Below are 25,783 nucleotides of genomic sequence, written 5' to 3'. Positions count from 1 at the left end.
CTAATGAATGTAAATATGTATGTAGATATGCATCTATCCAGAAGGTAGAAACAATCAAAGAATCATCCAAAACTCAATTAATGAGATGATCGAAAGTTAGACATTTTTAGACAAAAAGTGTTGATAACTAAAATATTAGATAATGTATATCTAGAACATATAACCAACAATATCATTATACCTCATGACGGATATAACATTTGACAAATCACGTATTCTATTTGAAAAAGCATCCAAAGTGATTCCAGGAGGGGTTAATAGTCCAGTCAGATATTTTCAACCGTACCCTTTTTTTGTTGAATCTGCCAACGCAAGTAGGCTATTTACCAATGATGGTAATGTATTAATTGATTATTGCCTAGGTTACGGATCAGTTTTTCTAGGACATGGTAATCAACAAATAGGCTCTGAAATAAAGAGTCAGATAGACAAAGGCAATTTATTTTGTACGCCTACAGAAAAGGAAACTCAGCTAGCTGAAATTTGTTCCAAAATAATTCCATGTGCAGAAATGATAAGAATTATGAATACTGGAGCTGAGGCAACTATGCATTCGATTCGCTTAGCAAGGGCATATACAAGAAAATCAAAGATAATAAAATTTGAGGGCGGATATCATGGTGCTTATGATTATGTCCTAAATAAAGCTGGTTCTGGGGCAGCCAACCAAGAATATTCCGATGGCATATTATCAGAGAGTGCCTCAAAAACCATCACCGTTCCCTATAATGATCTAGAGTCACTTACCTCGGCGATAGATAATGAACAGAATCGCAATGACATAGCCTGTATCATAGTTGAACCAGTTATGGCTAATACGGGTCTAATTCTTCCTGAAAAAGATTATCTTAATAGTATTCGAAACCTAACTAAACAAAATAACATTGTTTTGATATTTGACGAAGTGGTAACTGGATTTAGATTAGCCTTGGGTGGAGCAAGCGAATTTTTTGGTATAAAACCAGATATGGCTACATTTGCCAAAACTTTGGGAAATGGATATCCCATCTCACTTCTTGCAGGCAACAGAGAAATATTGTCGGGATTAGCTCCAAGTGGATCGGTATATCAAGCTAGTACATACGCTGGGAATCCAATTTCAGTAACAGCAGCCTTGAAAACTTTAGAGATCTTAATTGATGAAAAGAACATCATATATCCCAGAGTAGCCAGAACCTGTGACAAATTAGTTGAAGCAGTAAGAAATATGGTACAAGACAAGAAAATTGACGCTACCGTAAATTCTATTGGCTCTATGTTTCAATTGTTTTTTTCGGATAAAATAATAAGCAACTATTATTCAGTAAAATCATCAAATACAAAGTTCTTTATGGACATGTTTAGAATATTACTCGCAAAAGGTGTATTCATCCCACCTTCCCCGTTTGAGACCTGTTTTATTTCAACTCAACATAATGAGGAAGATCTTGAAAAAACTTTAGATGCTTATGAAACGGCATTATCGAAGGTGAAAAGGTATTAAGGGAATAGTTGTTGCTACTAGAGCTAGCAAATTAGCCACTTATCAAACTAACTTAATTATTTCATCTTTGAGGGAAATTAAACCAAACCTAAACATTAGAATGGACAAAGTTACTACGAAAGGTGACAGAGATAAAAGACCATTTTATGTAATTAATCAAACTGGAGTATTTGAAAAAGAAGTGAATGAAAGATTACTTCAGTATAAAGCTGATTTTGCAGTACATAGTCTTAAAGATCTTCACGGAGGGATATCTGATAAGTTAGTAATAGCATGTATTCCCAAAAGAGAAAGACCGAACGATGTTTTTATAAACAGTATAAATAACAATAAGATTCATGAGCTAAAAACAGGTTCTATAATAGGAACAAGTAGTATCAGAAGAGCCATACAGATTAGAACCAAGTATCCAAAATTAAGGGTAAAGTCAATAAGAGGTAATATAGAAACAAGAATAAACAAATCAAAAGAAAATCCTTATTCTGGAATAATACTAGCAGAAGCAGGAATTGAGAGATTGGGTATGAAAAATCAGATCACACAAAGACTTAGTATTCAGAGCTTTACACCAGTTCCTGGTCAAGGAGCCCTAGCAATTGTTTGTAGAAAAGATGACAAAGATCTTGTAAAAATGCTAAAGCAAATTGAGCACAAGAACTCGCATAAGGAAATCCAGGCTGAAAGATCTCTTACCGAAAGTATTGGAGCTGGTTGCACAGTTCCAATGGGAGCGTTAGCCACTTTAAAAAACAAGGATAGGTTAATGACACTTTTTGCCGTAGTTTATTCGTTAGACGGAAGAAAATCTATCAAAGTAAAGAAACAATATAATGCTGCTTACCCACGAAAATTGGGTCGAATGGTAGCAGAAGTATTAATTTCAAAAGGGGCTAAAGAAATAACAAAAGAATGGAATAATACTAGTATGAATATCGATACATTAGATGAGTTGATAGAATGAAAAACAACGATAGACTAGGCAAAGTTTTCATTTGCGGAGCAGGTCCCGGTGATCCAAAATTATTGACAATAAAGGTATTTGAATTAATAAAACAAGCTGATGTAATTTTATATGACAGACTGATTGGAGACGAAATTATTAAACTATTTCCAGATACATCAGAGAAAGTGTACGTCGGTAGAAATGTCGGGGACCCGACTACACATCAAAATAAGACAAATGAGTTGATGATAAAGTATGCAAAAATGGGGAGACAGGTATTAAGACTCAAAGGCGGTGATCCTTTTATTTTTGGGAGAGGAGGAGAAGAAGCAGAGATTTTGGCTGACAATGAAATCCCATTTGAAATCATTCCGGGGATTACGTCTGGTATTGGGGCAGCTAATTATTCTGGAATACCACTCACCCATAGAAAGTACGGCTCCGCTGTAGCATTCGTTACTGGTCATGAGGATCCAGAAAAGAAAACTCCCGAAGTAAAATGGGATAAATTATTTGAAGCGGTTGATACTGTGGTGATCTATATGGGAACAGAAAAGTTAGAATTGATCATAAACAAAATAAAAGGGAGAAAAATTGATGATAGAACCCTAGTAGCAATAATCCAAAACAGCACCTTAAAGAATCAGAAAGTAATTACTGGCAACTTAGGCAACATAGTTAGTTTAGCTAAAGAATATAATGTAAAACCCCCAGCCATAGTTATAATTGGAAACATAGTAAATCTTCACAAGAAGATCAAATGGTACATTCAACAAACCAGTGGGGAATCATGATTCTAATCAAAAAGAAAGAGACAATCAAATAAGTTGGAAAAAATAATTATTGTGATTACAAATGAAGGAGTATTGACGGATGATATCCAAAACCAAAACATTGACCAAGCTCATTTAGATGGGATTGAATTGATTGCGTTACCCACCATATCTTTTAATAAAATTGACTCACAAGAAGTGAGAGAATCTTTTAAAAGACTCAGTAATGGCTTTTATAACTATTGTATTTTTTTGAGCTCGAATGCGGTCAAAATATTTTTTGAAATTGCAAAAAACCAACACAACTATGAAAGAATCATCGAGGAACTAAATAAGATAAATATGATAGTAATTGGACCTAAGACCAAAAAAACATTGCAGGGGTATGGATTTAAGTCAAAGTTAGGATCTTCTACCAATGTCATCGATAAGAAATATTCCTCATCGGATATACTGGAGTTTTTAGAAAACTTGAATAGAGAATGCAAAACAGAATATCAAAAAGAAATCCCAAAAATCCTGATGCCCCGAAGTGCAGAATCAGTAAAGTCTAATAATTATATCGATACAAAATTCGAAAATATAATACTGGATCAAGTTTTCTTTTATGAAACAAGAGAAAACAAAAATGTATCGAATTCAGAGGAGTGGGAGAAGTTATTGGGTTTACCTAATCGCGTTGAAAAAATATTTCTGATTTTTACAAGCCCCTCTACGGTCAGATCTTTTTTTAAAATAATTTATCATCAATTCTCTCAATTATCGTTTCGCAAAAATGAAAGAGAAGTACTTCAAGCCTTAAAGGTAAATAAGGTAGTTTCAATAGGACCAAAAACTTCACTTGAATTAAAGAAAAATAAAATAGATTTTATAGAATCATCTGAATATACCATTAATGGTGCTCTGGAATCGGTACTTCGATTGATCAAATAGTGACATATTTTAGATAAATGATTTAAGAGATACGTAAAACATAGACAGAAAATATAATTACGGGTAAAGATTATATCAAAATTAGCAGCTTGTTCTTTTCCTTTTTCATTGGATAAATCTCAAGTGGTTTTTCTGCAGGCAGGTTCAATGCGCTGCCACTTTTTAAATCAAAAGACGATAAATGTAATGGACAGGTTACAGTTCTTTCAGATTCATTTAAAATACCCCCGGTCAGGTCAACGTATGCATGAGTACAAATGCGATCTGAGGCGCAAAATTCGCCGTTTAGGTTTAATATCATGATTTTTTTGCCTTCATAATCAAATTCGTCCATTTCTCCTTTCTTTAACTTGAGGAATTGGGAAATATCAATCCATTTTTGTATGCTGGTCAATTTATAACACCTAATTCAAATATAAAAATAAAGGTAATGATGTAAAGTTTCATCTTTCAAATTTTTTCTTTACCTGTATTTGTAATGTTTCTCAAATATATCTGCAGTTTCTTTATATCGTGATTTTTCTACTTCAAGAATCTGTTCCATAACCTCATCACCCTTTAACATTAGAGGTTTTCCAGTCCACTTGTTCTCAAACAGATAACTTATCCAAGCACGAATAAATGGGCCCATTTTTCGAGATAAAGGTTCCACAAACCCATTTATTATCTCCCGCTTAGCACTTTCTCTATCCAAACCCTTACACATCAAGTAGAATATTTGTTCTTCATCAATCTGAGATACTGACGCAGAATGTGTAGCTTTAACTTCATTGGTCTCAATCTCCAATCCGGGAATAGCATCTGCCTGGGCACCTTTATTTAATAAAATTGCATGCCCGGCCAAATAAGATTCTGAAGCCTGTGCATCCTTTCGGATTTTTATCATTCCTTTAAATAAGGACTTGGCAGCATCTTTTACAATTGATTTAACTAGCACTTTACCCCTACTACTGAACCCAATATGATCAAGATTAGATGAAATGTCAAATGATTGATTATTTGTACCAAAAACTATTTCTACATCTTCAGCTCGTGCGCCTGAGCCTTTCATAACGCTATCGGTCTTGAATCGACAAAGGCGTGCACCAAACATTCCAGAATACCAGGACATCTTAGCGTCTTTTTCGACATAGGCCTTTCTATTAGCAACACAAACAGTTTCAGAATTCATAGCTTGCAAAGTAATGAACTCAAGTTCCGCAGCGGGTTTGACAATACATTCAAGAACCTCAAAATAGCATTCTTGTCGTTTATCTTTTGAATCATTTTCTTGAGTTTCATTTTTTGTATTTGATATTTTATGGTTTGACGATGAATATGATGAAGCAAATGTAGGAAATGATGAGTACAATTCCTGTACTATTGTTCCTTTGGAGCCTTCATCAGCAATAACGATATTTCTACAAATTGATGATGTACGATCGTCTTTTAGAGAATATACAATCCTAATCGGCCCCTCAATCATCAAATTTCTTGGGATGTAAATAAAGAAACCAGACTGAAAGGCAGAAGAACTTAATGCGAGAAAACGATCATCTGCATAATTGTTGGTTTTATCTAGAAAGTACTTTTTCACTAGTTCTGAATTGTTCTTTATGGCATCTTGAATTGTCGAAATAATTAAACCTTTTTTAGATAATTCCTCTGGAACAAAAATATGTGCAACAGAGGAACCTATTAAAAGTATGCTTGGAGAAGACTTTATTTCCTGTAGTCGCATTTTAAGGTCTTTTGAAATAGAATTCGTGGTCTCGTTAGAAAAATAAACTTTGTTTGGTTCTAAAAGAGTTAATCCAGAGTATTTAGAATATAAAGGTGAAACTTCATTAGGCAAGCCAGAAAATTTGGATAAAATCTCCTTTCTAGAAGACATCATCCAATTGGGTTCACTTTCATTAGTGGACAGTATTTCATGTAAATTATTTTCTGAAAGCAATGATAATGGAATCATTATGAATCAATCTTTATGAAAAAATAAAATGACTAAAGATGAAGCTAAACTTACCATTAACCTACTGAACCTTCCATCTCCATTTTTACCATTCTATTTAGTTCTACAGCATATTCCATTGGGAGTTCTTTGGTAAATGGTTCCATAAATCCACCTATAATCATACTCAAGGCATCAGATTCGGAATAGCCTCTACTCATTAAATAAAATATTTGCTCATCACCTATTTTTCCCACGGTTGCCTCATGAGTAATGGTTGCATCATCTTCATTAACTTCAACATACGGATATGTATCAGTCCTTGAAAATTCATCAAGTAATAATGCATCACATCGAACATTTGATTTTACTCCATGTGCTCCTTTTGCCACATGCAATAATCCTCTATAAGTGGTTCTTCCGGTATCCTTACTCACAGATTTACTCGTAATTCGAGAAGTGGTATTGGGTGCAAGATGGACCACTTTTGCACCAGCATCTTGGTGTTGACCCTTTCCTGCAAAAGCCACAGACACTATTTCAGCATGAGCATTCTTACCTAACATGTAAACCCCAGGATACTTCATCGTGAGTTTGCTGCCTAGATTACCATCTATCCACTCAACAGATGCATTTTCATAAGCGTATGCTCTCTTTGTAACCAAGTTGTATACATCCTTGCTCCAATTTTGAATAGTAGTATATCTAATTCGTGCTCCTCTTTTTGCAATCAATTCGACTACAGCAGAATGTAAAGACTCGGTAGAATAGACAGGAGCAGTACATCCTTCAATATAATGAACATCGGCACCCTCATCAGCAATAATCAAAGTTCTTTCAAATTGTCCAATATTTTCGGCATTAATTCTGAAATATGCTTGTAATGGTAAATCTACTTTTACATTTGGAGGAATATAAATAAATGAACCACCTGACCATACTGCACTATTTAGTGCTGCAAATTTATTATCTTCTGGTGGAATAACTTTTCCAAAATGCTTTCTTAATAAATCAGGAAATTTTTTAACTGCTGTATCAGTATCTAGGAATATCACACCCTGTTGCTCAAGATCTTCACGCAAATGATGATAAACTGTTTCTGATTCATATTGTGCCCCTACACCAGCTAAGAATTTTCTCTCTGCTTCCGGTATACCTAACTTTTCAAAGGTATTTCTAACTGATTCTGGAACATCTTCCCAATTTTTACTTTGTTTTTCAGCAGCTTTAGCGTAATAATAAATATTCTGAAAATCTATGTGAGACAAGTCTCCCCCCCAGTTTGGCATGGGTTTACTCATAAAAACATCATATGACCTTAATCTAAAATCACGCATCCAATCAGGCTCCCCTTTCATTTTGCTTATTTCTTCTACTGTACCTCTAGAAAGGCCCTTTTTACTTAAATATACATAAAGTTGGGTTGAATCTTTAAAATCATATTTACTGTAATCCATATCTAGTTCTTTTGCGGTCATGCTGTTAATAACGGCGTTATGTATTATAAGTATTTTTATTATTAATACAACTATTGACCAAAGAAAAACATAAGTATGTTGATGGTTCTGTCGAATCAGTTAGGTCTACCTAACGTTGGAAACATTTTCCTTAAATTAAAAAAGTAATCAATATATTCCCATAAAAAAGTTTTCAAATATGCAAATTGATGGCAGTGTAATAGTATGTGATTCCATTGACGAAAAGGGAATTGAGATTTTAAAAAAGGCTGGACTCACTGTTGATTATTTACCTGAGATAGCAAATCAGGAATTAATATCCAAAGTGAAAGACTATGATGTAATCGTTGTACGTAGTAGGACTAAGATAACAAAGGAAGTAATACAAAATGCAAAGAGGGCAAAAATAATAGCAAGAGTAGGAGTAGGTCTGGACAACATAGACACAAGTGAAGCTCAAAATAACAATATCGAGGTAATTAACGCAGGGGAAGCTTCAGTAAATGCAGTTTCTGAGTTGGTATTAGGCCTTATGTTCTCATTAAGCAGGAATATACCCGCTGCCAATAATGCTACTAAGAATGGTAAATGGATTAAGAAAGATCTAATTGGAGTGGAATTAAAAGGTAAATATTTAGGAATCATTGGATTAGGCAAGATCGGAAGAAATGTGGCCAGATTAGCAAGGGGATTAAGAATGAACCTGATAGGATATGATGTTGTTCCCATTGATAAGAGCTTTGTTCAAGAAGTTTCACTTATTACAGCAGATCTTAAAACGTTGGTGGAAAGTTCGGATTTTATAACTTGTCATGTTCCATATACTGATCTAACAAAGCACCTCATTAACAAAGAAATATTGTCAAGAATGAAAAATAGTGCATTCTTGATCAACACTTCAAGAGGGGAAGTCATAGATGAAGAGGCACTTGTAGACTGTTTAAAAAATAGAAGAATAGGCGGAGCAGCTCTAGACGTTTATGAAGTTGAACCTCCTACAAACAAGGAGTTACTAGAACTCAATAATATAGTGTGCACTCCACATATTGCAGCTCAAACCAAAGAAGGACAAGAATTAGCATCAGCAGTAATAGGTGAAAAAATAATCCAAAGATTATTGGAAAGACAAATTGAGTAACAAACTATAATACTCTCTATATACACTGACAAATGCTATTTGTTTGAGAACAGTTGTATTATAGATGGATATGTAGTTATTCTACTAACGAGCTTTATTTAACAAATACAGTCACAAAATATAGTTTGATCTCCCATTACATACCAAATCAAACAACATTAGTACAAGAGTATAAAAATCAGACGATCTGAATCACTTTAGTTTTACAATATAATCCATGAATTATCTTAATATTTGAAGGTTTTATGTCAAAATGTTTTGAAATGGTATTTATTAGTTCCCTGTTCGCCTTCCCTTTAACGGGGACACATCGTAATGAAACTCTGATCTCCATTGTTGCCTCATTGACCACGAATTGACCACTGGGATCAAACTTAACTTCAACAACATATGTACGAGACAAATCACTTTCCTGCACATTTGTTATAACAATGAATGTATATTTCCTTTAAGGTTATGGACCTTCTGAGATAAATAGAGAATAGATAATTTGATCAGGGTAAGGGGTCAACAAGTAAATAAGATAATTTTTATTGTTTAAAGGTCAAATGGTCTTACACTCCAGATGACTATGAGATGACTGTTAATACAATAGACGATGTCATGTCCACAGCTAAAACTCGAATCTGAAAAAAATAAAGTAGATTACTTTGTTTCTAGTTGTAAACAGACAAACAACATCAATAAAGATACCAACAATAGGGGAGAGAATTGAAAGGTTATTTCATTGCATCCAAAAAATCTTTCTTAAATGATTGTCTAGCCCTCTGTATGTAAAGATAATATAAAGCCATCACAAAACTAGCAACTCCACTCACTATAAATAAGACATTTAGAGTTACTAATGCCAATAACGCTATAACAAAAGTACTTGATATAAAAATTAAAGAGATTTTCTTTAATTTATTCATAGTCAGTAAAAAAGGAAACATCAATATAAATACAACTAAAACGAAATGATGATTAATATTAAATTATATATATTAATTCCATAACAAATATAATTTACCACTATTTTCTGATATCGCCACCATAAATTAAAAAGAGGTATACAAATTCTAGACGATTTGAAATGAAAGTTACATCACCTTGTATTTTAGGTGAATTTCTTGATACTCTTCCTAGATTTTTTCTTTTCACTCGCATCAAATAGACCTTGCTAACTAATTTTATTACTTCCAATGATTTAGCTATAACTCCAATCCAAATTTACATTTTCAGGATAATGGATCGGGAGACAAAGTTAATGGAAGAGTAACAGTGCATAAATGCAAACAGATGAGAAAAAGAAATCCATCTATGAAGATTGGTTCATAATTAGTAATTTTCTTTTTAATATCCTTTTGAAGATTAATCCGTTGTTTAATAATCAATTTATCGTCAGAAAAGAATAAAAGATACAGTTAATTCCCTAAAGATTTGAATACCATGTGCAAAAGTGGGGAACATATTGTACTCCCTCTCATTCTCTCCTCCCCCTCCAACGCCGCATGAATATGATATACTGCAAAATTGTTCTTGCACTCATATCCAAAAAAGCACCAATCATTTTATGAATTCATCGTTAGACAGTCTTGGATTTGTTCTTTCTTCTACTGACAAATATCCAGATTAATACGATTCCCAACACAATGATAACCCCAAAAATTGCACCATATATGGTAAGAGCAGAAATCAGTCCAAAAGTCTCGGTTATAGATACATTAAATACAGCTCTTTCACAATTACAGTTTACACTATTATTCAGGATAGTTCGTGGTGGAGGAACTGTATCAAGTATTTTGCTATTTGCCACGTCTTCATTTAGTATACTCAATACAATTTGATAATTACCATTTTTTGTAAATACAAATGGGATATCAAAATCTCCAGTTTCAAGTGTAGTCCAAGGGAACACTAACACACGTTCTCCATTTATAGAATATATTTCAACCATGATTGTAACATCGTGAACGTCCTTACCGTGTTTGTCTTGAATACTAAACATAACTTTTGATGGTTCATTTGGTTTTACATATTCAGGTTCCAACTGTTGTATTACATAATATTTGTCGCCTATTCCCATTCCAGAGCTATTATATGAAGCAAAACGATCGATATGAGCATTTGCAGCAAAAAAGGGAATTGGAATCGAGGAATATATAGAAAATGCCAAAAAAACCATTATAAAAAATGGTTTGAGGTCTTGGACCGAAATGGTTTTTTTTTCTTTGTTCAAGTTTTTTATAGAAAACGACGGCATCACAGTTACTATTTATCTATTGCTAAGTCGGTGAACTTACTTGAGGAGTATTACTATTATCACGTCTAGACTGCTTAGACGGATTCAGTGCGGATTTTAGATTGAGATTTGTATAGAATATGTTTATCACAACATATATCATACTACTATACAAGACCAAGCCCAAACCCAAGTGGGCAGTTACTAAATCTGCATGTAATTTTTCATTGATAACAATTGCCCCCAATGTTATTTGGCCCACAACGGCAGCTGCTGCTATGATTGAAAACATCTTGGTGGATTTGAGCGAATGTTTTCCCCTAAGGACAAAAATCATGGTTAAAAACACCAAGAGTCCAGTAGTTGCAGCAGTCGTTCTATGGATATATTCTATCAAAAACTCATATGAAGGGATCAATCCCTGTGGACATAAGGGCCACTGTGGACAAGATAAGCCTACACCTGTAGAACTAACATATCCACCCAGGGTCATTAATCCAAACAATACGCATAAGGTACCAATTGAAAAAACCTGAAGAAACTTATCGTAATTCATGGCATTATTTTTTAGTCTATCTAATATTTTGACATTAAAAAAAATTATTGTACTGTAATTGTTCCCTTCATAAAGGGATGTACAGTACAATGATAGTTATAGTCCGCTGGTTCCAAACTATCTGTGTTTATTTGTGCTGTGTCACCGGCCATGATAATACTTGTATCAAATAGTTGTGCAGAGTTGGGATCCTCAGGTCCCGAGCCACTTGTTGCAGTGTGCGGCGCAGTATCGTCGTTTGTTACTGTGATCACATCGCCTCTTTTAACTGTCAGAGTGTCTGGAGCGTAAGCCGGATTTCCAGGAGTTGCAGCGCCTGCTGGAATTGAGATTGAAGGACCTGCTGAAGCGGGTGCAGCAGCATTTGGCGCGGTTGTAGTGGTAGCACCGCTACTTGTTGTTTCAGACGCGGCTCCTGGAGCGTTAACGGGGGCAGGTGGTGGAGCAGGTGGTGGAGCAGAGACAGGTGGAGGAATGCTAGCAGTTTCATTCCAATACACAATAGTAATAAACCCCAGAAAAATGAGGGGGATGACAATTATTATCAACCCCTTCATAAAACGCTTTGGCGTAGTTCTAGTGATGTGGTTCTCGTCGTGCGTAGTCATAGTAGTATTCAACTCCGGTACCTAACTCGAATGGATCCTTTGGATTAGCGGGTTTGCCAAACATTGCGGACTTTATCATGTTGTACAAGAACAGGGCATAAGATGCGCCTATTGCCCAACCTCCGAAACTAGCTATTTGGTTCATAATAATTAGCTCAGGTATTGGCAGGTAGTCAACAACTCTTCTAGGCAATCCATATAATCCTAGAATATGTTGTATACCAAATATTACAGCAATTCCGACAAACGTCATTACGAAATGTATTTTCGCCAATCTAGTATCATACATTCTACCTGTTATCAACGGGAACAGATAGTAGATGAAACCAGTGAACGCCAACGATATGGTTCCCATTACGAACAAGTGGAAATGCCCGACAACCCAATAGCTATCGTGAGTCAAAAAGTCTAGCGGCATTGCGGTATTTACTACACCTCCAGCTCCCGCAGAGAAGAATAGCAATATGGCTCCTACTGAAAACAGCATAGGCGCGGCAAATTTAATTCTCCCGCCCCACATAGTAGCCAAGAAGTTAAAGACGTGCATAGCTGATGATGGTACTGCAGCCAAAGTCCCCACCATGAAAACAGTCTTTTCGGTAAAACTCATACCGACTGCGAACATGTGGTGCGCCCATGAACCAAAACCTATAATCGATATAACTATTAGCGCCACAACACCAGAATAGTAGCTAAATAGAGGTTTCCTTGAGAAGGTAGGAATTACCTCATACATCATACCAATCGCAGGAAGCACAAATATGTAGACTTCCGGATGGAATGTGAACCAGAACAAATGTTGGTACGCTATAGGATCTCCACCCATTTCAGGATTAAAGAATCCAGTTACTCCCAACCTGTCTGTATAGAGCATTACCAGTGATGCCGCAAATGTAGGAATTGCTACAATAATCATTAGTGAAGTCGCCAAGGTTGCCCAACTAAACAATGACATCTTCATCAGCGGTAGGTCGGGATGCTTCATTTTTAATATAGTAACAGTGAAATTAATAGCACCTAGTACAGAAGACAATCCCAGCAACTTTAACCCAACTATCCACATATCCGCTGCTGGACCTGGAGCTTTTAATATAGAATATGGTGGATAAGCATTCCAAGTAGTATCGGAAAATCCTCCCCAAACCAAGAACATACACGGTGGAATCATCCAAAATGCAACAGCATTAAGTTTTGGCCATGCCATATCTTTGTATCTAACCATAATTGGAATTAGATAATTACCAACCCCAGAAGCAAATGGGATCAGCCATAAAAACAATAAAGTTGTTCCATGGACCGTGAAAAATCTTGAAAAATCTGCTTGGCCAGAGAATATTTGTATACCAGGCAAAAATAATTCGGCCCTGATCGCCATAGCTAGAGCCCCTCCAGCAAATAGTGCCGTCATTGAGGCTATAATATACAATAACCCGATATCAGTATGATGGGTAGAAAATATGATCTCCCATATGGGTCGAGGTTTTTTTAATTCTAGAACCATTTTCTTACAATAACACCCCTATATCCAATAAAATTGGAACGAGTCTATAAAAGCATTTGGATCCCCCTTTGTTACAAAATATTCTAAAATATATAAAAAAGTCTCAATAACCAGAAATATCTAAAATAATTATCATTTTTATTGTAAGATCTATATCTAATTGTTCTTAAAAAAGCTACAAGATAAAAAATATTTATTGTACCGTGAGTGTTCCGGTCATAAAGGGATGCACAGTACAATGGAATGGATGATCTCCTGCTTCTAAGGTGGCGGTATCTATTTGGGCTGTTGCTGCAGGCATCATAATGCTGGTATCAAACAATTTTCCAGCATCAGCATCGCCAGGACTAGCTCCATTGGTTACAGTATGCGGTGCAGTATCATCATTGGTTACGGTAATTACATCTCCTTTCTTAACTGTTAGTATGTCTGGAGCATAAGATGGATTTCCGGCAGTTGCAGCACCTGCAGGGATAGACAATGCTGGACCAGAGGCTGCAGCTGTTGAGGAAGCATTTTCGGAGGAAGTGCCGTTGCTACTTGTTGCATTAGTGGCAGCCGTAGAATCGTTTGCAGCTGTTTGGGTCATATTGCCTGGTTCAACTACTCTCATTGTTCCACTTCCAGTAGTCCCTACTTCGCCTCCACCTGGTGCAATTACAGTAGCAGTTCCAGTGCCTTGAGATATTGTCGGTTCCGATTCACTTGTAATAGCAGTAGCATTTTCAGTATTGGGTTCAACAAATAATCTTGCCCTCATATCTTGATGAAGCATACCACAATATTCCCTACATTCAATCAGGTATTCGCCTGTTTCGTCGAATACATTCCACATTGTATTAACTCTCCCCGGAACAGCATCCATGAGCATAGCAAAATCAGGGACGCTAAAACTATGAACGACATCATTTGAAACTATCTCGAACCTGTAGGGTATCCCCTCCTTTACGTGAAGTTCGTTTATTTCTTGAGTGCCATCAGCATGTTCAAACGACCAAAACCATTGCTGACCTACTACTCGTACTGTTTCTGAGTTAGGCGGAGCATACTCCAAGGTATGTTCAATATTCCAAGATTCCGCCCCCACCCAAATAAGGATCGCAGTGACGGCGCCTATATACACCCATTCCGGAGTACTGTGCCCCACTAAATTTTACCTCCAGCTTTATCGATATTCTTGAAACGGGGATTAGACTCCCTAAACCTCCAAGAAATATAAACATTCAAACCCTGAACTACAGCCCCAACAATAAAAGCTGCAACCATCATTCTATAAAATAGACCCCAGATTTCAACTCTACGGATCACAGTCTCACCACCCTCAGCAGCATGTACTATTTGCAGTATACTTTGTATACCTATTACAGCCATAGAACTAAATATGAAAATCAACAATATCTTGTTAACAGAGGAAAAAGCCATACCTTAATCTCCACTCTCTTTGGATTGGTGAATCTTTCTGCCATTTAAGGTTTTTGCTATATCAATTTGATAAATGTCAATCACACGATCAAAAAAATGGCAAGAGAAAATAAAATGAAAATAAAATCAATTAACCTTAAATAAAAGTATCAAAATTCAGTGAGAAACCGTTCCATATTTAAGATATTAAGACCACACAATGTTAGATTATTTTGATAATTCTTTAATACATTAATAGAGGCATTAGGGACTTGAACGCTATATACAGATGAAGGCTTTATATTCATAGCAAGTGAAATCGCAGCTTTGATTGGATCCAGATGAGAAATCAAGAGTATATTTTCTTTTACATGCTTTTCGACGAATTCCTGTAATAAATTTCGAATCCTTTCCCTTACAGAACCAAAGGATTCCACTTCAAATTCGAGTAATGAATTTTCGTCATCGTTATCTGAATAAAATTTTGCAAACAAATCACCATGAGTGGATAAAACATCATCATAATAAAGCCCAACTAATTTTCCCAGTTCGATTTCAAATAATCGTTCATCTAATTCGTAATCCAGTCCTAGTGCATCTGATGCAATTTCTGCAGTTTCTCTAGTCCTGATTACGGGACTAGAATAAATTTTGTGAATTGGAATTGTCTTTAATAATTCGCTGCTTTGTTTTACCTGTTTTCGACCTAATTCGGTCAAATGAGATTCAAGGTTTCTTCCAACTAACAGTCTTTTGACATTGTTATAGGCTTGACCATGCCTCATGAAAATAATAAGTGACATAATTTACTTAAAATATATTAAAAATTATTTCAATATTAAACTATTCATAAATAATTCAACAATTGTAATTGTGTGACGTGAGTAATCATTTCTTTAGAAGATTCTTCGGATATATTCTTTAATGACACATATCAAAGGACGAGATATAGGATTTCGTGTTAAGGAAAGTTAAATATACAAATCGGTCAATTTAGAATTCAAATTGATATAATAATAGAATGATTGAATGTATATTAATCTAATAACAAGATGATCGAATAGAGGATGGATAAATATAGACAAATAATGCTAGAATCAGATACAAGATGCTCGACTCTGGGTTTTTTCACAGACTAAATTTCTTCCACATTCTAAGAAAAAGACATCTAAATATAGTATATGATTAATCCCAGAGATCGAACCCATCGATATCTTCTCCAAACGTGCTTTAATATATTAGAACTTGATATCTAACACATTAATATGAAAGTTGGAATCATTGGAGGAACTGGTGGTATGGGCGAAGGATTTGCCTTAAGATGGTGTGCTAACCATGAAATCATACTGGGCTCACGAGATAAACAAAAAGCTCAAACTATTTCGGAAAATCATATGAAAAATATAAAAAATAGCAAACATGTTGATAAAATCAAAGGAACTATCAGAGGCAGCGATAACCTCTCCGTAGCAAAAGAGAGCGACATACTAATACTTTCCATTCCTTATGAAAATATCCAAAGTACATGTATGGAAATAGCAAACATTATTGATGACAATTGTATCGTAGTATCACCGATAGTTCCTATGGGTAGGAATCAGGATGGATTTTATTACATTCCCTTTCAAGAAGGAAAAAAATCGGCTGGGACTTTGGTTGCCGAAAATTTACCAAAATGTAATAAAATAGTTTCAGCTTTTCATACAATCTCTGAAATAAAACTTAAAGATATAGAAGCCACACTTGATGCCGACACTTTTATTTGCACGGATAACAAAGAATCCCTAGCAAAGGTCTCGGATCTAGTGTCAGAAATAAATGGTCTTAGGTCTATTTATTTGGGCCCACTTTCGTTATCTTATCAAGCAGAAGTCATGACTCCAATGTTACTTAATGCTTCGAAGCAGAATAAGATAAAACATCCAGGGATAAAGCTGGTATAAACATTAATTTTTCATAATAGAGCATAAAATGGACTTTGATAAGATAGATAAGAGAATAAGAGATAGACGTAAAGAATGGATGTTTCCGCTTGGGATACTGTTCATAGTAATGGCAACCATCATATTAATAAGAAATCTTATTCTCATATCAACAGAATTAGGACCAGAATTTTTTGTTGATAATTTTTTCAATTCTGAAATAACTAATGAAAAATTTACGGTAGCAATGTACGCTATAGGTCTAGTCCTTGTTTACTTTGGGAGGAGAAAGAGACAGGATAAATTTCTATGAATTGAAATACAAATTCATTAACGGCACAAACGACAACTACATCATACCGGTTTTTTTGTGATAAATGTTTGTATTTTATCCATAGATTTTTCCAATATTTCCTCTTGTGGTAGATATACAATTCTAAAATGGCCAGTTCCTGAGCTTCCAAATCCCGACCCATGGACTGTTAAAACGCCAGTGGAATTTAGCAAATCAATTACAAATTCTAAATCATTTTTCCATCTATTGTTCAATTCTATTTTCGGGAACATATAGAAGGCACCTTTTGGTTTGGTGCATTCTAAATCGTCGATCTCATTAAGTCTTTTGTATACCAAATCTCTCCTTTTCTTTAATTTTTGTACCATAATGGGCAAATGTTCCTGTGACCCGTGTAAAGCGGCATTTGCAGCAATTTGAACTGGAAAGTTGGATGCGATTCTAACACGTGCAAGTTTAAAAATATTTTGCCTTAATGGATCGAGTTGTCTGGAATTGTTATTCATGCATACATATCCACATCGTAATCCAGTCATCAAATAAGTTTTGGAAAATCCATTGAGTAGTATAACTGGGGCGTCTCTTGAAACACTCCCAATCCCCCTAAATTCTTCATCAAAAACAATTTCATCGTAAATTTCATCACAAATGATATACAAGTTATTTTCGGCAGCTATATCTATTAAGGATTTTAGACTTTTATGGCTGAAAACCTCACCAGTAGGGTTATTAGGATTTATGATACAGATAGCTTTTGATCTTGATGAAATTTTATTTTTTATATCATCCAGATTAGGTGTACCGTCCTCATGTATCTCAAACTCAGTTATGCTGCCACCATAAAATTTTGCATAAGAAGAATATGGAGGGTAATAAGGCCCAGGCAACAAAACCTGGTCGCCATCTTCAACAATGGAACCCATAACCATATCCAATCCCTCAGATACTCCATTTGTAACCAAAACATCCTCAGGGGTCAAATCCAGACCTTTTTTCCCTTTTTCCTTCCCCACTATAGATCGTCTAAGTTCATTCCACCCCTCAGAATCAGTATAATAGTCATTATCACTAGCAAGTGCATCTACTAGGGCATTCTTAATATGCAAAGGAGTCTTAAAATCAAAAGCCACAGGATCACCTATGTTTAAATACATAATTTCTTTTCCAGTTTTTTGATATTCTCTAGCATGTAACATAACATCTCGAATTGCATATTCAACTCGACTAATCCTATCTGATACTTTCATAAACGATCTAGTTCCAATATTATCTTTGACTGAATTAATATTTGTATTTTATTAAAATTAATTATAAGTTTCATAATTCAGTTTTCTGATTAGTATAGTTAAATGAAGGGTCAGAGTAGGCCAGATTTAATCAGGCATCCAAATAGGTAATCATCATAATTAATGCATTGTTTTCTTCACTTGGCAAAGAAAATTTAGCAAAAGGATAACAGTAATTTTAATGTATGAAAGCACCTTTTGAAGCATTAAGGAAAATTCTCTGACATATGAAGTTGAACGGAATGGACAAGATTTACGTCAAAGAATAGAATGGATGACTGCTAAGGATTCAGAAACTTTTTCTTTTCAAATTGAATATAAACCTCAATCAGAAAAGAGTATATTTTTTCTATCACAGTAGGATCAAAATCCAATTCTCGTGAATAGTTTGTAACTTTATCAATAATGTCATCCACCCTTTTTTTGTCCTCTATGTTGCGATAATCACTCTTGAATCTCGCGGCTTGCTGTACATATTTACCTCGTCTGACTAATAATGAAACTATTTCCATGTCTATTGAATCAATATTTTTCCTAATTTCATCTAAAGAAGAACAATCAACCACATCCAATTTGATTATTTATAAGCAGAACTAAATTTAAAGAATTAAAATGGATATCTAAATCCAAGGTAATAGATATGAATATAAACATTGTTATCATTAGTATAATATGATTAATGTAAATACGGTTAAACGTATGATCATGAAATGTATTTACGAGGAAAATACAAACGATAAAATTAAATTATTTATTAAGATAAACAAAATTCTACCACGGGATTTAAAGATAGAATCACCCACAATGATAACCAAGGATTTTATAGATAAGAGATTGTATAATTTGGCGGCCAATCTGGAATAGGAAATAACTATCAAGTTATTAAGACCCAAACAATTTCGTTTAGTGATACTGGTTTCATAGCAAAAAAATGGTTGCATCATAAATTCAATTTTTTCTCTTAGGAAAGTTTTAGAAATTAATGGTAGAGTCAAAAGTTAAAAAATTGGTCAAACATGAGAAGAGGAAGAGGATGAGCTACAATGCTGTTGTTAATCTACGATTAAAGGATCCATATAGTATCTTTTCGTATTAATTCAGTATGCCATGCCATAGGTGCAAGGTATTTTTTACATTTTGACATGGTTCTAGGAGGGGATAACTACCCAGTTTAAGATTTTCTTGATTTGAAAAAGACAAGAAGATGAAATCAACTGTTTGGTAAAAATGTAGTAATACATTGAAAAACTAAAATAATTAAATTGGCCAAATATGGACCTAGCGTGATTATTTAAATAACGTAAACCACAAATTCTGTTGTGGAAATACCGATTGAACAAATTTTACAAGATTTTGCAGTTATAATGATAATTGCCTCTGTAATGACTTTGATTTTTTACAGACTAAAACAACCTGTAGTTATTGGTTTTATTGTTGCAGGTATTATCATCGGTCCTTATACTCCACCTTTTAGTCTTATCCATAATTCAGATGTCCTTAATTTATTTGCTGAAATGGGTGTAATTTTGTTACTCTTTACAGTGGGCATGGAATTCCCCATACGAAAACTAAGAAGAATAGGCAGAAAAGCCATTATCATCGCTACCAGCGAAGCCTTCGGAACATTAGCTATAGGATTCTTTACCGCACAGGCACTGGGACTCGGATTCTATGATAGTTTGTTCATAGCATTAGCGATATCAGTAACAAGTACAGTCATCGTGATGAGGGTTTTAGGAGAACTTAACATGATGAAAGATGAAGCCGCCACTTTGATACTAGGCACCGCCATCATAGAGGATATTCTCATTATCTCTTTGTTAGCTATATTCCAATCTGCTGGAGTGAGTGGAGATATTTCTGTCAATGAAGTCATGACATCAATAGCAATCACTATTGGATTTATTGCAGGAGTACTTATAGTAGGATCAAAAATAGTTCCAAAATTAATTGATGTTGTTGCAAGGACCAATCAACATGATGTATTAATCGTCGCAGCCGTCGGCGTTGCTTTTGGATTTGCGTTCATATCTTTTCAGTTGGGAATATCAGTAGCAGCTGGAGCATTCTTTGCAGGCGTACTGATTGCAGAATCAAGGTCGCATGCTGTAACTAGTGTTTTAGCTACACCCGTTAAAGACATTTTTGCTGCATTATTTTTTGTCTCTGTTGGAGCGTTGATGGACTTTAAACTTATTCCAATGTTTATAATCCCAGCACTAATCCTAATAGGGGTTTCAATAGGTGCAAAATTCTTAACAGTCTACCTTTCCTCTAGAATACAAGGCGTGAGTAAGCTATCTTCAACCCGTACTGCTGTAGGATTGTCTTCATCAGGAGGAGAAATCGCATTAGTAGTAGCAAAAGGTGGAATAGATGTTGGCGCTGCAAGTTCCTTCATATTACCAATGATAGGAACTATGACGATAATCACCACGTTCATTTCACCCTATGTTATTAAATACGGGTGGAAATTTACTGAGAGATATAGAAAAGATCGAGACAATGGTAATGAATCGCCATCATCGGACACGGGAATCAAAAAAGATGCTCCTTAAATATACAACTTAATCAGCAAATAATTTGATCGTTTCTATCATAGTGCTGTTTAAGGCATATTGCGAATCCTACATGGCCACAGTCATCAGTATCACAAGTAATACACCAAGGCATGCTTTCTCTGTAACAAACTATAACCGAACTAGAAATATTCTTATCAAACAAAATCACATATTTGTTTTCGAAAAAATCTTTCACTATTATTAGACATTCTTTTGAACCTGTTTCTACCTCCATTAGCCATTTCATAAACTCCATGGTGCCAAAGTCAAGTGTAGACATGGTATGATCGTTATCAATTAGTTGGGACTTTCCAGACAATCTTGTTTTATCTTTCCTTTCCAACCAATCTTAATCAGAAAAGGTATTAAAGGTATCTATGTTTTTCTACATAAAATGTAATTACTTTTATTTAAATAAGACTGCCTATTTCCCGGCCCTGTTAACTTAACGATAAATCTTTAGCTTAAAGACGCTCTATTTCTGTTATGTTAAGTAAAAGAAATAAAACATCTTCAGAGCATATTTACTATGGTCTGTATTTGTACTTTCTTGGCTTATCGCTTAGAAATACTGCCAAGGCATTGTCCTTTTTACATATTATCAATAGAAGTCACGTTGCAATTTGGAATTGGATTCAAAGGTATAAACCTCGAAAGGTTTCAACAAGAAGAACAAAAATATCAGAATACCTCATTGATGAGACATTAATAAAAGTCGGCTCAGAATACTCCTGGTTATGGGCAGCAATCGAACCAGAAAATAGGCAAATTCTCGCACTCTTTCTTAGCTAATAAATCCAAGGAGAGGAACATGCTTATCGCAGAGAGATTTATTTCAGGTCTGATCAAGATTCACGGAAAACATGTCGTATCAACAGACGGTGGAACCTGGTACCCAATGGCTTGTAGATTCCTAAAACTAAAACACCATATCAATTCTTCGTTTGAGAAAAGTCTGATTGAAAGAACTATGCAGTACATCAAGGATCGAACTGAAGGATTTGACGATTACTTTCCATGTAGTAAAGAGAAGTGTAAACTAGACCATGTCAAAAACTGGTTGAATCTATTTGTAAAAATACACAACAAGGAGGTGCCAGACGCCTAAGTTAACAGCGCCTATTTCCCTAATGCCAGATACTTATTATTTCCCAGTCTTCGAGTAGCATATAATCAAGCTATATCCTGCAGGCTCATCAAGATATTCCGCTGTAGAGGAGGGGAAACTAATTCAATAATAAGCATTGAAATTGATTGACGTCTTGAGTGAATTCATTTAATACTCAAATTTTCTTGACATAGATAGTAAGATAAACAACTTAAGAAGGATGCATATCTGAATTCAATTCATTGAATTTTTTACATTCTGGACACTGTAGTACGATATCTAATCCTTTACTATTTGTACTTAAGAGTTGGGCAATCTGATCTGAGTGAATATTTTTTGCAAGAATAAAGTCACAATTACCACAGAGATAAGACATCTTTATAGATTGGACGTCTTCATAGTCATCTCCATCGATGTAAGGAGTCTTTAGAGTGGATTGTCTAAATACCGCTTTTCGATCGCGATGTGGTTCTGGAATAATCGTGCATCTGATGTCAGTCATGATAAAGATATGCTTTTCAAACATATAAATTAGAACTATTTTAATTATATTTTTATAAATAATCACTTTAAAGTATGTCCATATGGTCATAATTAACACAAATATGCAATTGACAAAAGTGAATCATAATAAACCTCAGGATACATAATTAAAGTAAAATACAAGAAATTCTAAATGATAAGATCATCTAAGAAGGTTCAGCCTGTATTGTTTGAGTGAGATTTAGAGAAGGTCATATAAAAAAAGGAAATCAAGCAGAAATTTCTTTTTAGAATCATCATTTAAACTACCAACTACTTATGTTGTATTATTTCTAAAGCCAATTTCAATTTAGATATTTCATCTCTTAGTAAAGCAATCTCACCATCTTCCTTGGCTAATTTCAATAACCTTTCACAGGCTTGGATCTGACCAGAGATCAATTCTACTTTGTCCATACACAAGGCATGAGAAGATTCAATGAAACGATATGAAACACTTTTCCCCCTTTCATTACACCCGCAAGTTCTTGCTTCTACCAGGTATGGTATTTCATTTTCAATGATATTCATTATCTATAATATCACAATATTGATAACGATTCGTAATTATATAAACATTCAATTGAGTTCAATTTTGAAATATGATACTTTTCCATTTCATAATTTATCAACTATTTTATTGGATAAGACAGTAATTGCAGATAATAGAAAAGGGTTTCTAATTTAATTTGGACCAGAAGAGCCTTGGTCAGAAGTGACAACCGGATAACCAGATCACAATTAACGACTTTATCTTCATTATGGAATTTTATTCTTTATAGTCATCAGTTTGAGTCCACTTCATTTCTAAAAACTCATTCTTATCGCATTAATTAATTAGTATTTGTGCATAACCAACGAAACAGATCGAGTGAAATCATAATTTGATTTAGAAGATCTCACTGCTCCTAAAGGACGCCTAGCTGAATTAAAGGCTCCCAATGTGTTATGGTAATGAAAGCTGTTCAGAATGCATTAAATCAGCTATAGAAGCCAATAAAGAAAATCAGTTATCAGAAGGGATCGAGATATTGAAGATAAAATAGGACATTATCCTTTAAGGTTCTGATATAGTTCCACATGAATTTATGATCGAAATTATCAAGAGAATGAATAATTTTGATGATTATCAAATAGTACCGCTGTTAAAAAAATCCGAACGAAAAAATGGATATGAAGAAAGAGTACAGGGATAACATACAAGTGATGGTTGATAACTTGTTACTAAATATTATGTCTATATTTGACAGATAGGATAAGAGAAATACACCACTCTATTTTGATTTGCTTAATGGTATATCCAACCCTTACCGTTGGTCTTAAATTATACCATAAAGATTAGTTAGTATTATTTTGAACATTTGTAAAATTTTTTTGTTGTAGATACAGTAAAATTCATTGAGATTTCCATAAGGAAAAGCCGTATTAATAAAAACTGTAAACTCGCAACCGACAATAATCAAGTAAATTCCAATAACATGAGATTTAATATACATAATATTGGAATCATACTCTGATTTATTTTGAAGTATTTTTAGATATCGTTTTCTTTTATGAGATACTTGCTAGATCTATAGCACGCGATTAAAAGTAATAGTTATACCATCTAAGAATGACTAAGAAACATATAGGGGTTAGCAAGGTTAGTGGTATATCTTCTTATTTGTATCTCCCTTTCTATTGTTGCCATTACTGTCGCAAGTGTAATTTACTCCAAAATATTAATTAAATATCAATTCAAGAAATAAAAAATATTATTCACATTTCAGACCCCGTCAATCAGACTGCTTAATCTATATTTTACTAGTTTAACGGAATTATTGTTTGGAAACTCTACAGCATCCTTTGATTTTAGCCATTTTAAGTTATTTTTTAGAATTGTCATTGTTTTTGACTTGTCTTGAGTGGAATTTGGATACCGGGCTTCATAAATTTCATCTAAACTCCAAATTTCTTTATTTGGATATGACGTGCACATTGTATAAAGCTGAACCACAAAACTGTCTATTCCGTTTTTGAATGGATCGAATGTTATAGTTTTAGTTTTCTGCATAATTACTAAATAAAATCATACTTGCATAAAAAGTTTATAATATATTTTATTCCTTTATGGAAAATTTACATATTTTTAGATATATTAACCGTTTTTAATAGATATTATCTTTTTTATATAACTATGTCCAACATTTAGCGGCCGTATATTTAGTAATAGAATGTTCAATGAGCAAATTACAAAGCTTTGCTACTATTTAGATATGGTATAATTCAAACTTAATGCCATTGACTGTTTACAAAATAGATTAGAAATTGCCAGATTTTACATTGATGTGTATCATATATGGGTAGAAAAAAATTATTGTTCACAACCCCCCTAGCGATTGAACAAGAGGCGTATTTGAATCGGTTCTTTGATGATATCGATGTAAAAGTTGTTTCTTCTGAAGTGGACGGAGGGAGCAAAATTAGGGATAGACAACCCCTTTGGACTATATTAAAGAAACTCCATGAATAATGCTGAAAATACATGATTATGATAAATGTGCGCGACACTAGAGGGAATTTAAAGGTCAGCTGCAGTCAAATAAGATTGATTAATTATATTACCATAGTTATTTGTTTATAAGATACCGAAAAAGGGGGAGCACTGTTTTTTTCTGATTTAGAATAAGATTATTAAATAATTCGAAAATGAGTAAAAAAAAGGAAATTATGGACAATCAACGGCGGACTGATTCGATAATCGCAGACATTCCTCTTGACTGTTTACTGTTCCAGCGTCAGCTGCGGTAATGTTTGGATTGCTTATGTTGGTATCATTTCCAAAAATTGCTGCATTGCTGCCCTCAATACCTTCAAGTGTTTGAATCGTCTCGGGGCCGGTTTCGTTCACTGGAGCATAATAATCCTCAGAATTATTTTTAGTTCCTACTTCACCTGGAGTTCCAGTTACTATTTGAGCTACTGCTACGCCAGAAAGCGGTCCTGCGAATGCGGTTGCAAGGAGGATAAAAATAGTCGGCACCATTACAATCATCAAAGTGTTGTTTGATAGATTCATTACATTTGTTAATATGGAGTCAAATTAAAACATTTTGCCCCATTAATACTTCCATAGGAATCAAATTAAACGTGAATATCCAGCCTT

At 34.5% G+C, this 25,783-nt stretch carries 31 protein-coding genes; 12 read left to right on the top strand and 19 right to left on the bottom strand.

From position 1 onward, the window contains the following. Window positions 1–184: 184 nt before the first annotated feature. The 4 genes from AAGU22_RS01575 to AAGU22_RS01560 are packed head-to-tail and all read left to right on the top strand — an operon-like array spanning window position 185 to window position 4,132. Window positions 185–1,483, top strand: a complete 1,299-nt coding sequence (locus AAGU22_RS01575; RefSeq protein WP_458720498.1) for an aspartate aminotransferase family protein — start codon at window positions 185–187, stop codon at window positions 1,481–1,483. Then, complete coding sequence (hemC, locus tag AAGU22_RS01570) at window positions 1,479–2,444, top strand: hydroxymethylbilane synthase (protein WP_458721720.1); 966 nt, start codon at window positions 1,479–1,481, stop codon at window positions 2,442–2,444. Before AAGU22_RS01575 ends, hemC begins: the two co-directional genes overlap by 5 nt. Beyond that, complete coding sequence (gene cobA / locus AAGU22_RS01565; protein WP_458720497.1) at window positions 2,441–3,220, top strand: uroporphyrinogen-III C-methyltransferase; 780 nt, start codon at window positions 2,441–2,443, stop codon at window positions 3,218–3,220. The genes hemC and cobA overlap by 4 nt, the downstream gene beginning before the upstream one ends. Window positions 3,221–3,271: 51 nt before the next feature. After that, window positions 3,272–4,132 (top strand): uroporphyrinogen-III synthase, encoded by an 861-nt coding sequence (locus AAGU22_RS01560; protein ID WP_458720496.1) that lies wholly within the window; start codon window positions 3,272–3,274, stop codon window positions 4,130–4,132. A 70-nt stretch (window positions 4,133–4,202) separates the two neighbouring features. On the opposite strand, the gene AAGU22_RS01555 is transcribed toward AAGU22_RS01560, so the two are convergent. From AAGU22_RS01555 to sufB, 3 genes are all read right to left on the bottom strand, one after another. After that, window positions 4,203–4,526, bottom strand: coding sequence for a Rieske 2Fe-2S domain-containing protein (locus AAGU22_RS01555; RefSeq protein ID WP_458720495.1), 324 nt, complete (start codon window positions 4,524–4,526; stop codon window positions 4,203–4,205). A gap of 69 nt (window positions 4,527–4,595) precedes the next feature. Next, the gene (locus AAGU22_RS01550) at window positions 4,596–6,083 is read right to left on the bottom strand and encodes a SufB/SufD family protein (protein WP_458720494.1); all 1,488 of its coding nucleotides are present in this window, start codon (window positions 6,081–6,083) and stop codon (window positions 4,596–4,598) included. A 56-nt stretch (window positions 6,084–6,139) separates the two neighbouring features. Beyond that, the gene (sufB, locus tag AAGU22_RS01545; protein ID WP_458720493.1) at window positions 6,140–7,540 is read right to left on the bottom strand and encodes a Fe-S cluster assembly protein SufB; all 1,401 of its coding nucleotides are present in this window, start codon (window positions 7,538–7,540) and stop codon (window positions 6,140–6,142) included. A 178-nt stretch (window positions 7,541–7,718) separates the two neighbouring features. Between sufB and AAGU22_RS01540 the strand changes: the two genes are divergently transcribed. Continuing rightward, the gene (locus AAGU22_RS01540; RefSeq protein WP_458720492.1) at window positions 7,719–8,657 is read left to right on the top strand and encodes a D-2-hydroxyacid dehydrogenase; all 939 of its coding nucleotides are present in this window, start codon (window positions 7,719–7,721) and stop codon (window positions 8,655–8,657) included. Between the two features lie 178 nt (window positions 8,658–8,835). Here AAGU22_RS01540 and AAGU22_RS01535 read toward each other — a convergent pair whose 3' ends face one another. The 9 genes from AAGU22_RS01535 to AAGU22_RS01495 form a co-directional block, all read right to left on the bottom strand. Further along, window positions 8,836–9,060: a DUF167 domain-containing protein gene (locus tag AAGU22_RS01535; protein WP_458720491.1), complete on the bottom strand. Its 225-nt coding sequence runs from the start codon at window positions 9,058–9,060 to the stop codon at window positions 8,836–8,838. Between the two features lie 608 nt (window positions 9,061–9,668). Beyond that, on the bottom strand, window positions 9,669–9,839 hold the full coding sequence (locus AAGU22_RS01530) for a hypothetical protein (protein WP_458720490.1): 171 nt from the start codon (window positions 9,837–9,839) through the stop codon (window positions 9,669–9,671). A 382-nt stretch (window positions 9,840–10,221) separates the two neighbouring features. After that, entirely contained in the window at window positions 10,222–10,899 is a 678-nt protein-coding gene (locus AAGU22_RS01525; RefSeq protein WP_458720489.1) for a hypothetical protein, read from the bottom strand. A 22-nt stretch (window positions 10,900–10,921) separates the two neighbouring features. Then, complete coding sequence (locus tag AAGU22_RS01520; RefSeq protein WP_458720488.1) at window positions 10,922–11,434, bottom strand: COX15/CtaA family protein; 513 nt, start codon at window positions 11,432–11,434, stop codon at window positions 10,922–10,924. A 44-nt stretch (window positions 11,435–11,478) separates the two neighbouring features. Continuing rightward, window positions 11,479–12,042: a cupredoxin domain-containing protein gene (locus AAGU22_RS01515; RefSeq protein ID WP_458720487.1), complete on the bottom strand. Its 564-nt coding sequence runs from the start codon at window positions 12,040–12,042 to the stop codon at window positions 11,479–11,481. Beyond that, on the bottom strand, window positions 12,011–13,543 hold the full coding sequence (locus AAGU22_RS01510; protein WP_458720486.1) for a cytochrome c oxidase subunit I: 1,533 nt from the start codon (window positions 13,541–13,543) through the stop codon (window positions 12,011–12,013). The genes AAGU22_RS01515 and AAGU22_RS01510 overlap by 32 nt, the downstream gene beginning before the upstream one ends. Window positions 13,544–13,736: 193 nt before the next feature. Further along, window positions 13,737–14,690 carry a cupredoxin domain-containing protein gene (locus AAGU22_RS01505; RefSeq protein ID WP_458720485.1) on the bottom strand — a complete coding sequence of 318 codons (954 nt, stop codon included), beginning with the start codon at window positions 14,688–14,690 and terminating at the stop codon, window positions 13,737–13,739. After that, entirely contained in the window at window positions 14,690–14,965 is a 276-nt protein-coding gene (locus tag AAGU22_RS01500; protein ID WP_458720484.1) for a hypothetical protein, read from the bottom strand. Before AAGU22_RS01500 ends, AAGU22_RS01505 begins: the two co-directional genes overlap by 1 nt. A gap of 149 nt (window positions 14,966–15,114) precedes the next feature. Further along, a complete protein-coding gene (locus AAGU22_RS01495; RefSeq protein ID WP_458720483.1) occupies window positions 15,115–15,747 on the bottom strand; it encodes a histidine phosphatase family protein in 633 nt (210 codons plus the stop codon). Between the two features lie 462 nt (window positions 15,748–16,209). Between AAGU22_RS01495 and npdG the strand changes: the two genes are divergently transcribed. Together npdG and AAGU22_RS01485 are read left to right on the top strand one after the other, a co-directional pair. Beyond that, on the top strand, window positions 16,210–16,887 hold the full coding sequence (npdG, locus tag AAGU22_RS01490; protein WP_458720482.1) for an NADPH-dependent F420 reductase: 678 nt from the start codon (window positions 16,210–16,212) through the stop codon (window positions 16,885–16,887). Window positions 16,888–16,915: 28 nt separating this feature from the next. Next, window positions 16,916–17,179 (top strand): hypothetical protein, encoded by a 264-nt coding sequence (locus AAGU22_RS01485; protein ID WP_458720481.1) that lies wholly within the window; start codon window positions 16,916–16,918, stop codon window positions 17,177–17,179. 41 nt (window positions 17,180–17,220) lie between these two features. Here AAGU22_RS01485 and AAGU22_RS01480 read toward each other — a convergent pair whose 3' ends face one another. Then, window positions 17,221–18,408, bottom strand: coding sequence for an aminotransferase class I/II-fold pyridoxal phosphate-dependent enzyme (locus tag AAGU22_RS01480; RefSeq protein ID WP_458720480.1), 1,188 nt, complete (start codon window positions 18,406–18,408; stop codon window positions 17,221–17,223). Window positions 18,409–18,728: 320 nt separating this feature from the next. Then, complete coding sequence (locus AAGU22_RS01475; RefSeq protein ID WP_458720479.1) at window positions 18,729–19,013, bottom strand: chorismate mutase; 285 nt, start codon at window positions 19,011–19,013, stop codon at window positions 18,729–18,731. 139 nt (window positions 19,014–19,152) lie between these two features. Between AAGU22_RS01475 and AAGU22_RS01470 the strand changes: the two genes are divergently transcribed. Further along, window positions 19,153–19,311: a hypothetical protein gene (locus tag AAGU22_RS01470; RefSeq protein ID WP_458720478.1), complete on the top strand. Its 159-nt coding sequence runs from the start codon at window positions 19,153–19,155 to the stop codon at window positions 19,309–19,311. 455 nt (window positions 19,312–19,766) lie between these two features. Next, window positions 19,767–21,005, top strand: a complete 1,239-nt coding sequence (locus AAGU22_RS01465; protein ID WP_458720477.1) for a cation:proton antiporter domain-containing protein — start codon at window positions 19,767–19,769, stop codon at window positions 21,003–21,005. A 13-nt stretch (window positions 21,006–21,018) separates the two neighbouring features. Here the strand turns inward: AAGU22_RS01465 and AAGU22_RS01460 are convergent, their stop codons facing one another. Beyond that, the gene (locus tag AAGU22_RS01460; protein ID WP_458720476.1) at window positions 21,019–21,327 is read right to left on the bottom strand and encodes a hypothetical protein; all 309 of its coding nucleotides are present in this window, start codon (window positions 21,325–21,327) and stop codon (window positions 21,019–21,021) included. 167 nt (window positions 21,328–21,494) lie between these two features. Between AAGU22_RS01460 and AAGU22_RS01455 the strand changes: the two genes are divergently transcribed. Continuing rightward, window positions 21,495–21,800: a hypothetical protein gene (locus AAGU22_RS01455; protein ID WP_458719600.1), complete on the top strand. Its 306-nt coding sequence runs from the start codon at window positions 21,495–21,497 to the stop codon at window positions 21,798–21,800. A gap of 19 nt (window positions 21,801–21,819) precedes the next feature. Continuing rightward, window positions 21,820–22,116 carry a hypothetical protein gene (locus AAGU22_RS01450; RefSeq protein ID WP_458719599.1) on the top strand — a complete coding sequence of 99 codons (297 nt, stop codon included), beginning with the start codon at window positions 21,820–21,822 and terminating at the stop codon, window positions 22,114–22,116. 211 nt (window positions 22,117–22,327) lie between these two features. On the opposite strand, the gene AAGU22_RS01445 is transcribed toward AAGU22_RS01450, so the two are convergent. From AAGU22_RS01445 to AAGU22_RS01435, 3 genes are all read right to left on the bottom strand, one after another. Then, window positions 22,328–22,618, bottom strand: a complete 291-nt coding sequence (locus AAGU22_RS01445; protein ID WP_458720475.1) for a hypothetical protein — start codon at window positions 22,616–22,618, stop codon at window positions 22,328–22,330. Between the two features lie 293 nt (window positions 22,619–22,911). After that, the gene (locus AAGU22_RS01440) at window positions 22,912–23,169 is read right to left on the bottom strand and encodes a hypothetical protein (RefSeq protein ID WP_458720474.1); all 258 of its coding nucleotides are present in this window, start codon (window positions 23,167–23,169) and stop codon (window positions 22,912–22,914) included. Window positions 23,170–24,403: 1,234 nt separating this feature from the next. Continuing rightward, window positions 24,404–24,691 carry a hypothetical protein gene (locus AAGU22_RS01435; RefSeq protein ID WP_458720473.1) on the bottom strand — a complete coding sequence of 96 codons (288 nt, stop codon included), beginning with the start codon at window positions 24,689–24,691 and terminating at the stop codon, window positions 24,404–24,406. Between the two features lie 285 nt (window positions 24,692–24,976). Between AAGU22_RS01435 and AAGU22_RS01430 the strand changes: the two genes are divergently transcribed. Next, window positions 24,977–25,150, top strand: coding sequence for a hypothetical protein (locus AAGU22_RS01430; protein WP_458720472.1), 174 nt, complete (start codon window positions 24,977–24,979; stop codon window positions 25,148–25,150). A gap of 195 nt (window positions 25,151–25,345) precedes the next feature. Here the strand turns inward: AAGU22_RS01430 and AAGU22_RS01425 are convergent, their stop codons facing one another. Beyond that, window positions 25,346–25,696 carry a hypothetical protein gene (locus AAGU22_RS01425; protein ID WP_458720471.1) on the bottom strand — a complete coding sequence of 117 codons (351 nt, stop codon included), beginning with the start codon at window positions 25,694–25,696 and terminating at the stop codon, window positions 25,346–25,348. Window positions 25,697–25,783: the final 87 nt, after the last annotated feature.

It is taken from the genome of Candidatus Nitrosocosmicus sp. R (assembly GCF_054408505.1).
This window is presented reverse-complemented; position numbering and strand designations above follow the sequence as displayed.

Coding starts and splice junctions, on each gene's coding strand:
- AAGU22_RS01470 (WP_458720478.1), top strand. CDS start 19,153: ATGAAATGTATTTACGAGGAAAATACAAACGATAAAATTAAATTATTT.
- AAGU22_RS01445 (WP_458720475.1), bottom strand. CDS start 22,618: ATGACTGACATCAGATGCACGATTATTCCAGAACCACATCGCGATCGA.
- AAGU22_RS01435 (WP_458720473.1), bottom strand. CDS start 24,691: ATGCAGAAAACTAAAACTATAACATTCGATCCATTCAAAAACGGAATA.
- AAGU22_RS01440 (WP_458720474.1), bottom strand. CDS start 23,169: ATGAATATCATTGAAAATGAAATACCATACCTGGTAGAAGCAAGAACT.
- npdG (WP_458720482.1), top strand. CDS start 16,210: ATGAAAGTTGGAATCATTGGAGGAACTGGTGGTATGGGCGAAGGATTT.
- AAGU22_RS01480 (WP_458720480.1), bottom strand. CDS start 18,408: ATGAAAGTATCAGATAGGATTAGTCGAGTTGAATATGCAATTCGAGAT.
- AAGU22_RS01515 (WP_458720487.1), bottom strand. CDS start 12,042: ATGACTACGCACGACGAGAACCACATCACTAGAACTACGCCAAAGCGT.
- AAGU22_RS01450 (WP_458719599.1), top strand. CDS start 21,820: ATGCTTATCGCAGAGAGATTTATTTCAGGTCTGATCAAGATTCACGGA.
- AAGU22_RS01510 (WP_458720486.1), bottom strand. CDS start 13,543: ATGGTTCTAGAATTAAAAAAACCTCGACCCATATGGGAGATCATATTT.
- AAGU22_RS01525 (WP_458720489.1), bottom strand. CDS start 10,899: ATGCCGTCGTTTTCTATAAAAAACTTGAACAAAGAAAAAAAAACCATT.
- AAGU22_RS01430 (WP_458720472.1), top strand. CDS start 24,977: ATGGGTAGAAAAAAATTATTGTTCACAACCCCCCTAGCGATTGAACAA.
- AAGU22_RS01425 (WP_458720471.1), bottom strand. CDS start 25,696: ATGAATCTATCAAACAACACTTTGATGATTGTAATGGTGCCGACTATT.
- cobA (WP_458720497.1), top strand. CDS start 2,441: ATGAAAAACAACGATAGACTAGGCAAAGTTTTCATTTGCGGAGCAGGT.
- AAGU22_RS01485 (WP_458720481.1), top strand. CDS start 16,916: ATGGACTTTGATAAGATAGATAAGAGAATAAGAGATAGACGTAAAGAA.
- AAGU22_RS01575 (WP_458720498.1), top strand. CDS start 185: ATGACGGATATAACATTTGACAAATCACGTATTCTATTTGAAAAAGCA.
- AAGU22_RS01540 (WP_458720492.1), top strand. CDS start 7,719: ATGCAAATTGATGGCAGTGTAATAGTATGTGATTCCATTGACGAAAAG.
- sufB (WP_458720493.1), bottom strand. CDS start 7,540: ATGACCGCAAAAGAACTAGATATGGATTACAGTAAATATGATTTTAAA.
- AAGU22_RS01455 (WP_458719600.1), top strand. CDS start 21,495: ATGTTAAGTAAAAGAAATAAAACATCTTCAGAGCATATTTACTATGGT.
- AAGU22_RS01495 (WP_458720483.1), bottom strand. CDS start 15,747: ATGTCACTTATTATTTTCATGAGGCATGGTCAAGCCTATAACAATGTC.
- AAGU22_RS01520 (WP_458720488.1), bottom strand. CDS start 11,434: ATGAATTACGATAAGTTTCTTCAGGTTTTTTCAATTGGTACCTTATGC.
- AAGU22_RS01500 (WP_458720484.1), bottom strand. CDS start 14,965: ATGGCTTTTTCCTCTGTTAACAAGATATTGTTGATTTTCATATTTAGT.
- AAGU22_RS01550 (WP_458720494.1), bottom strand. CDS start 6,083: ATGATTCCATTATCATTGCTTTCAGAAAATAATTTACATGAAATACTG.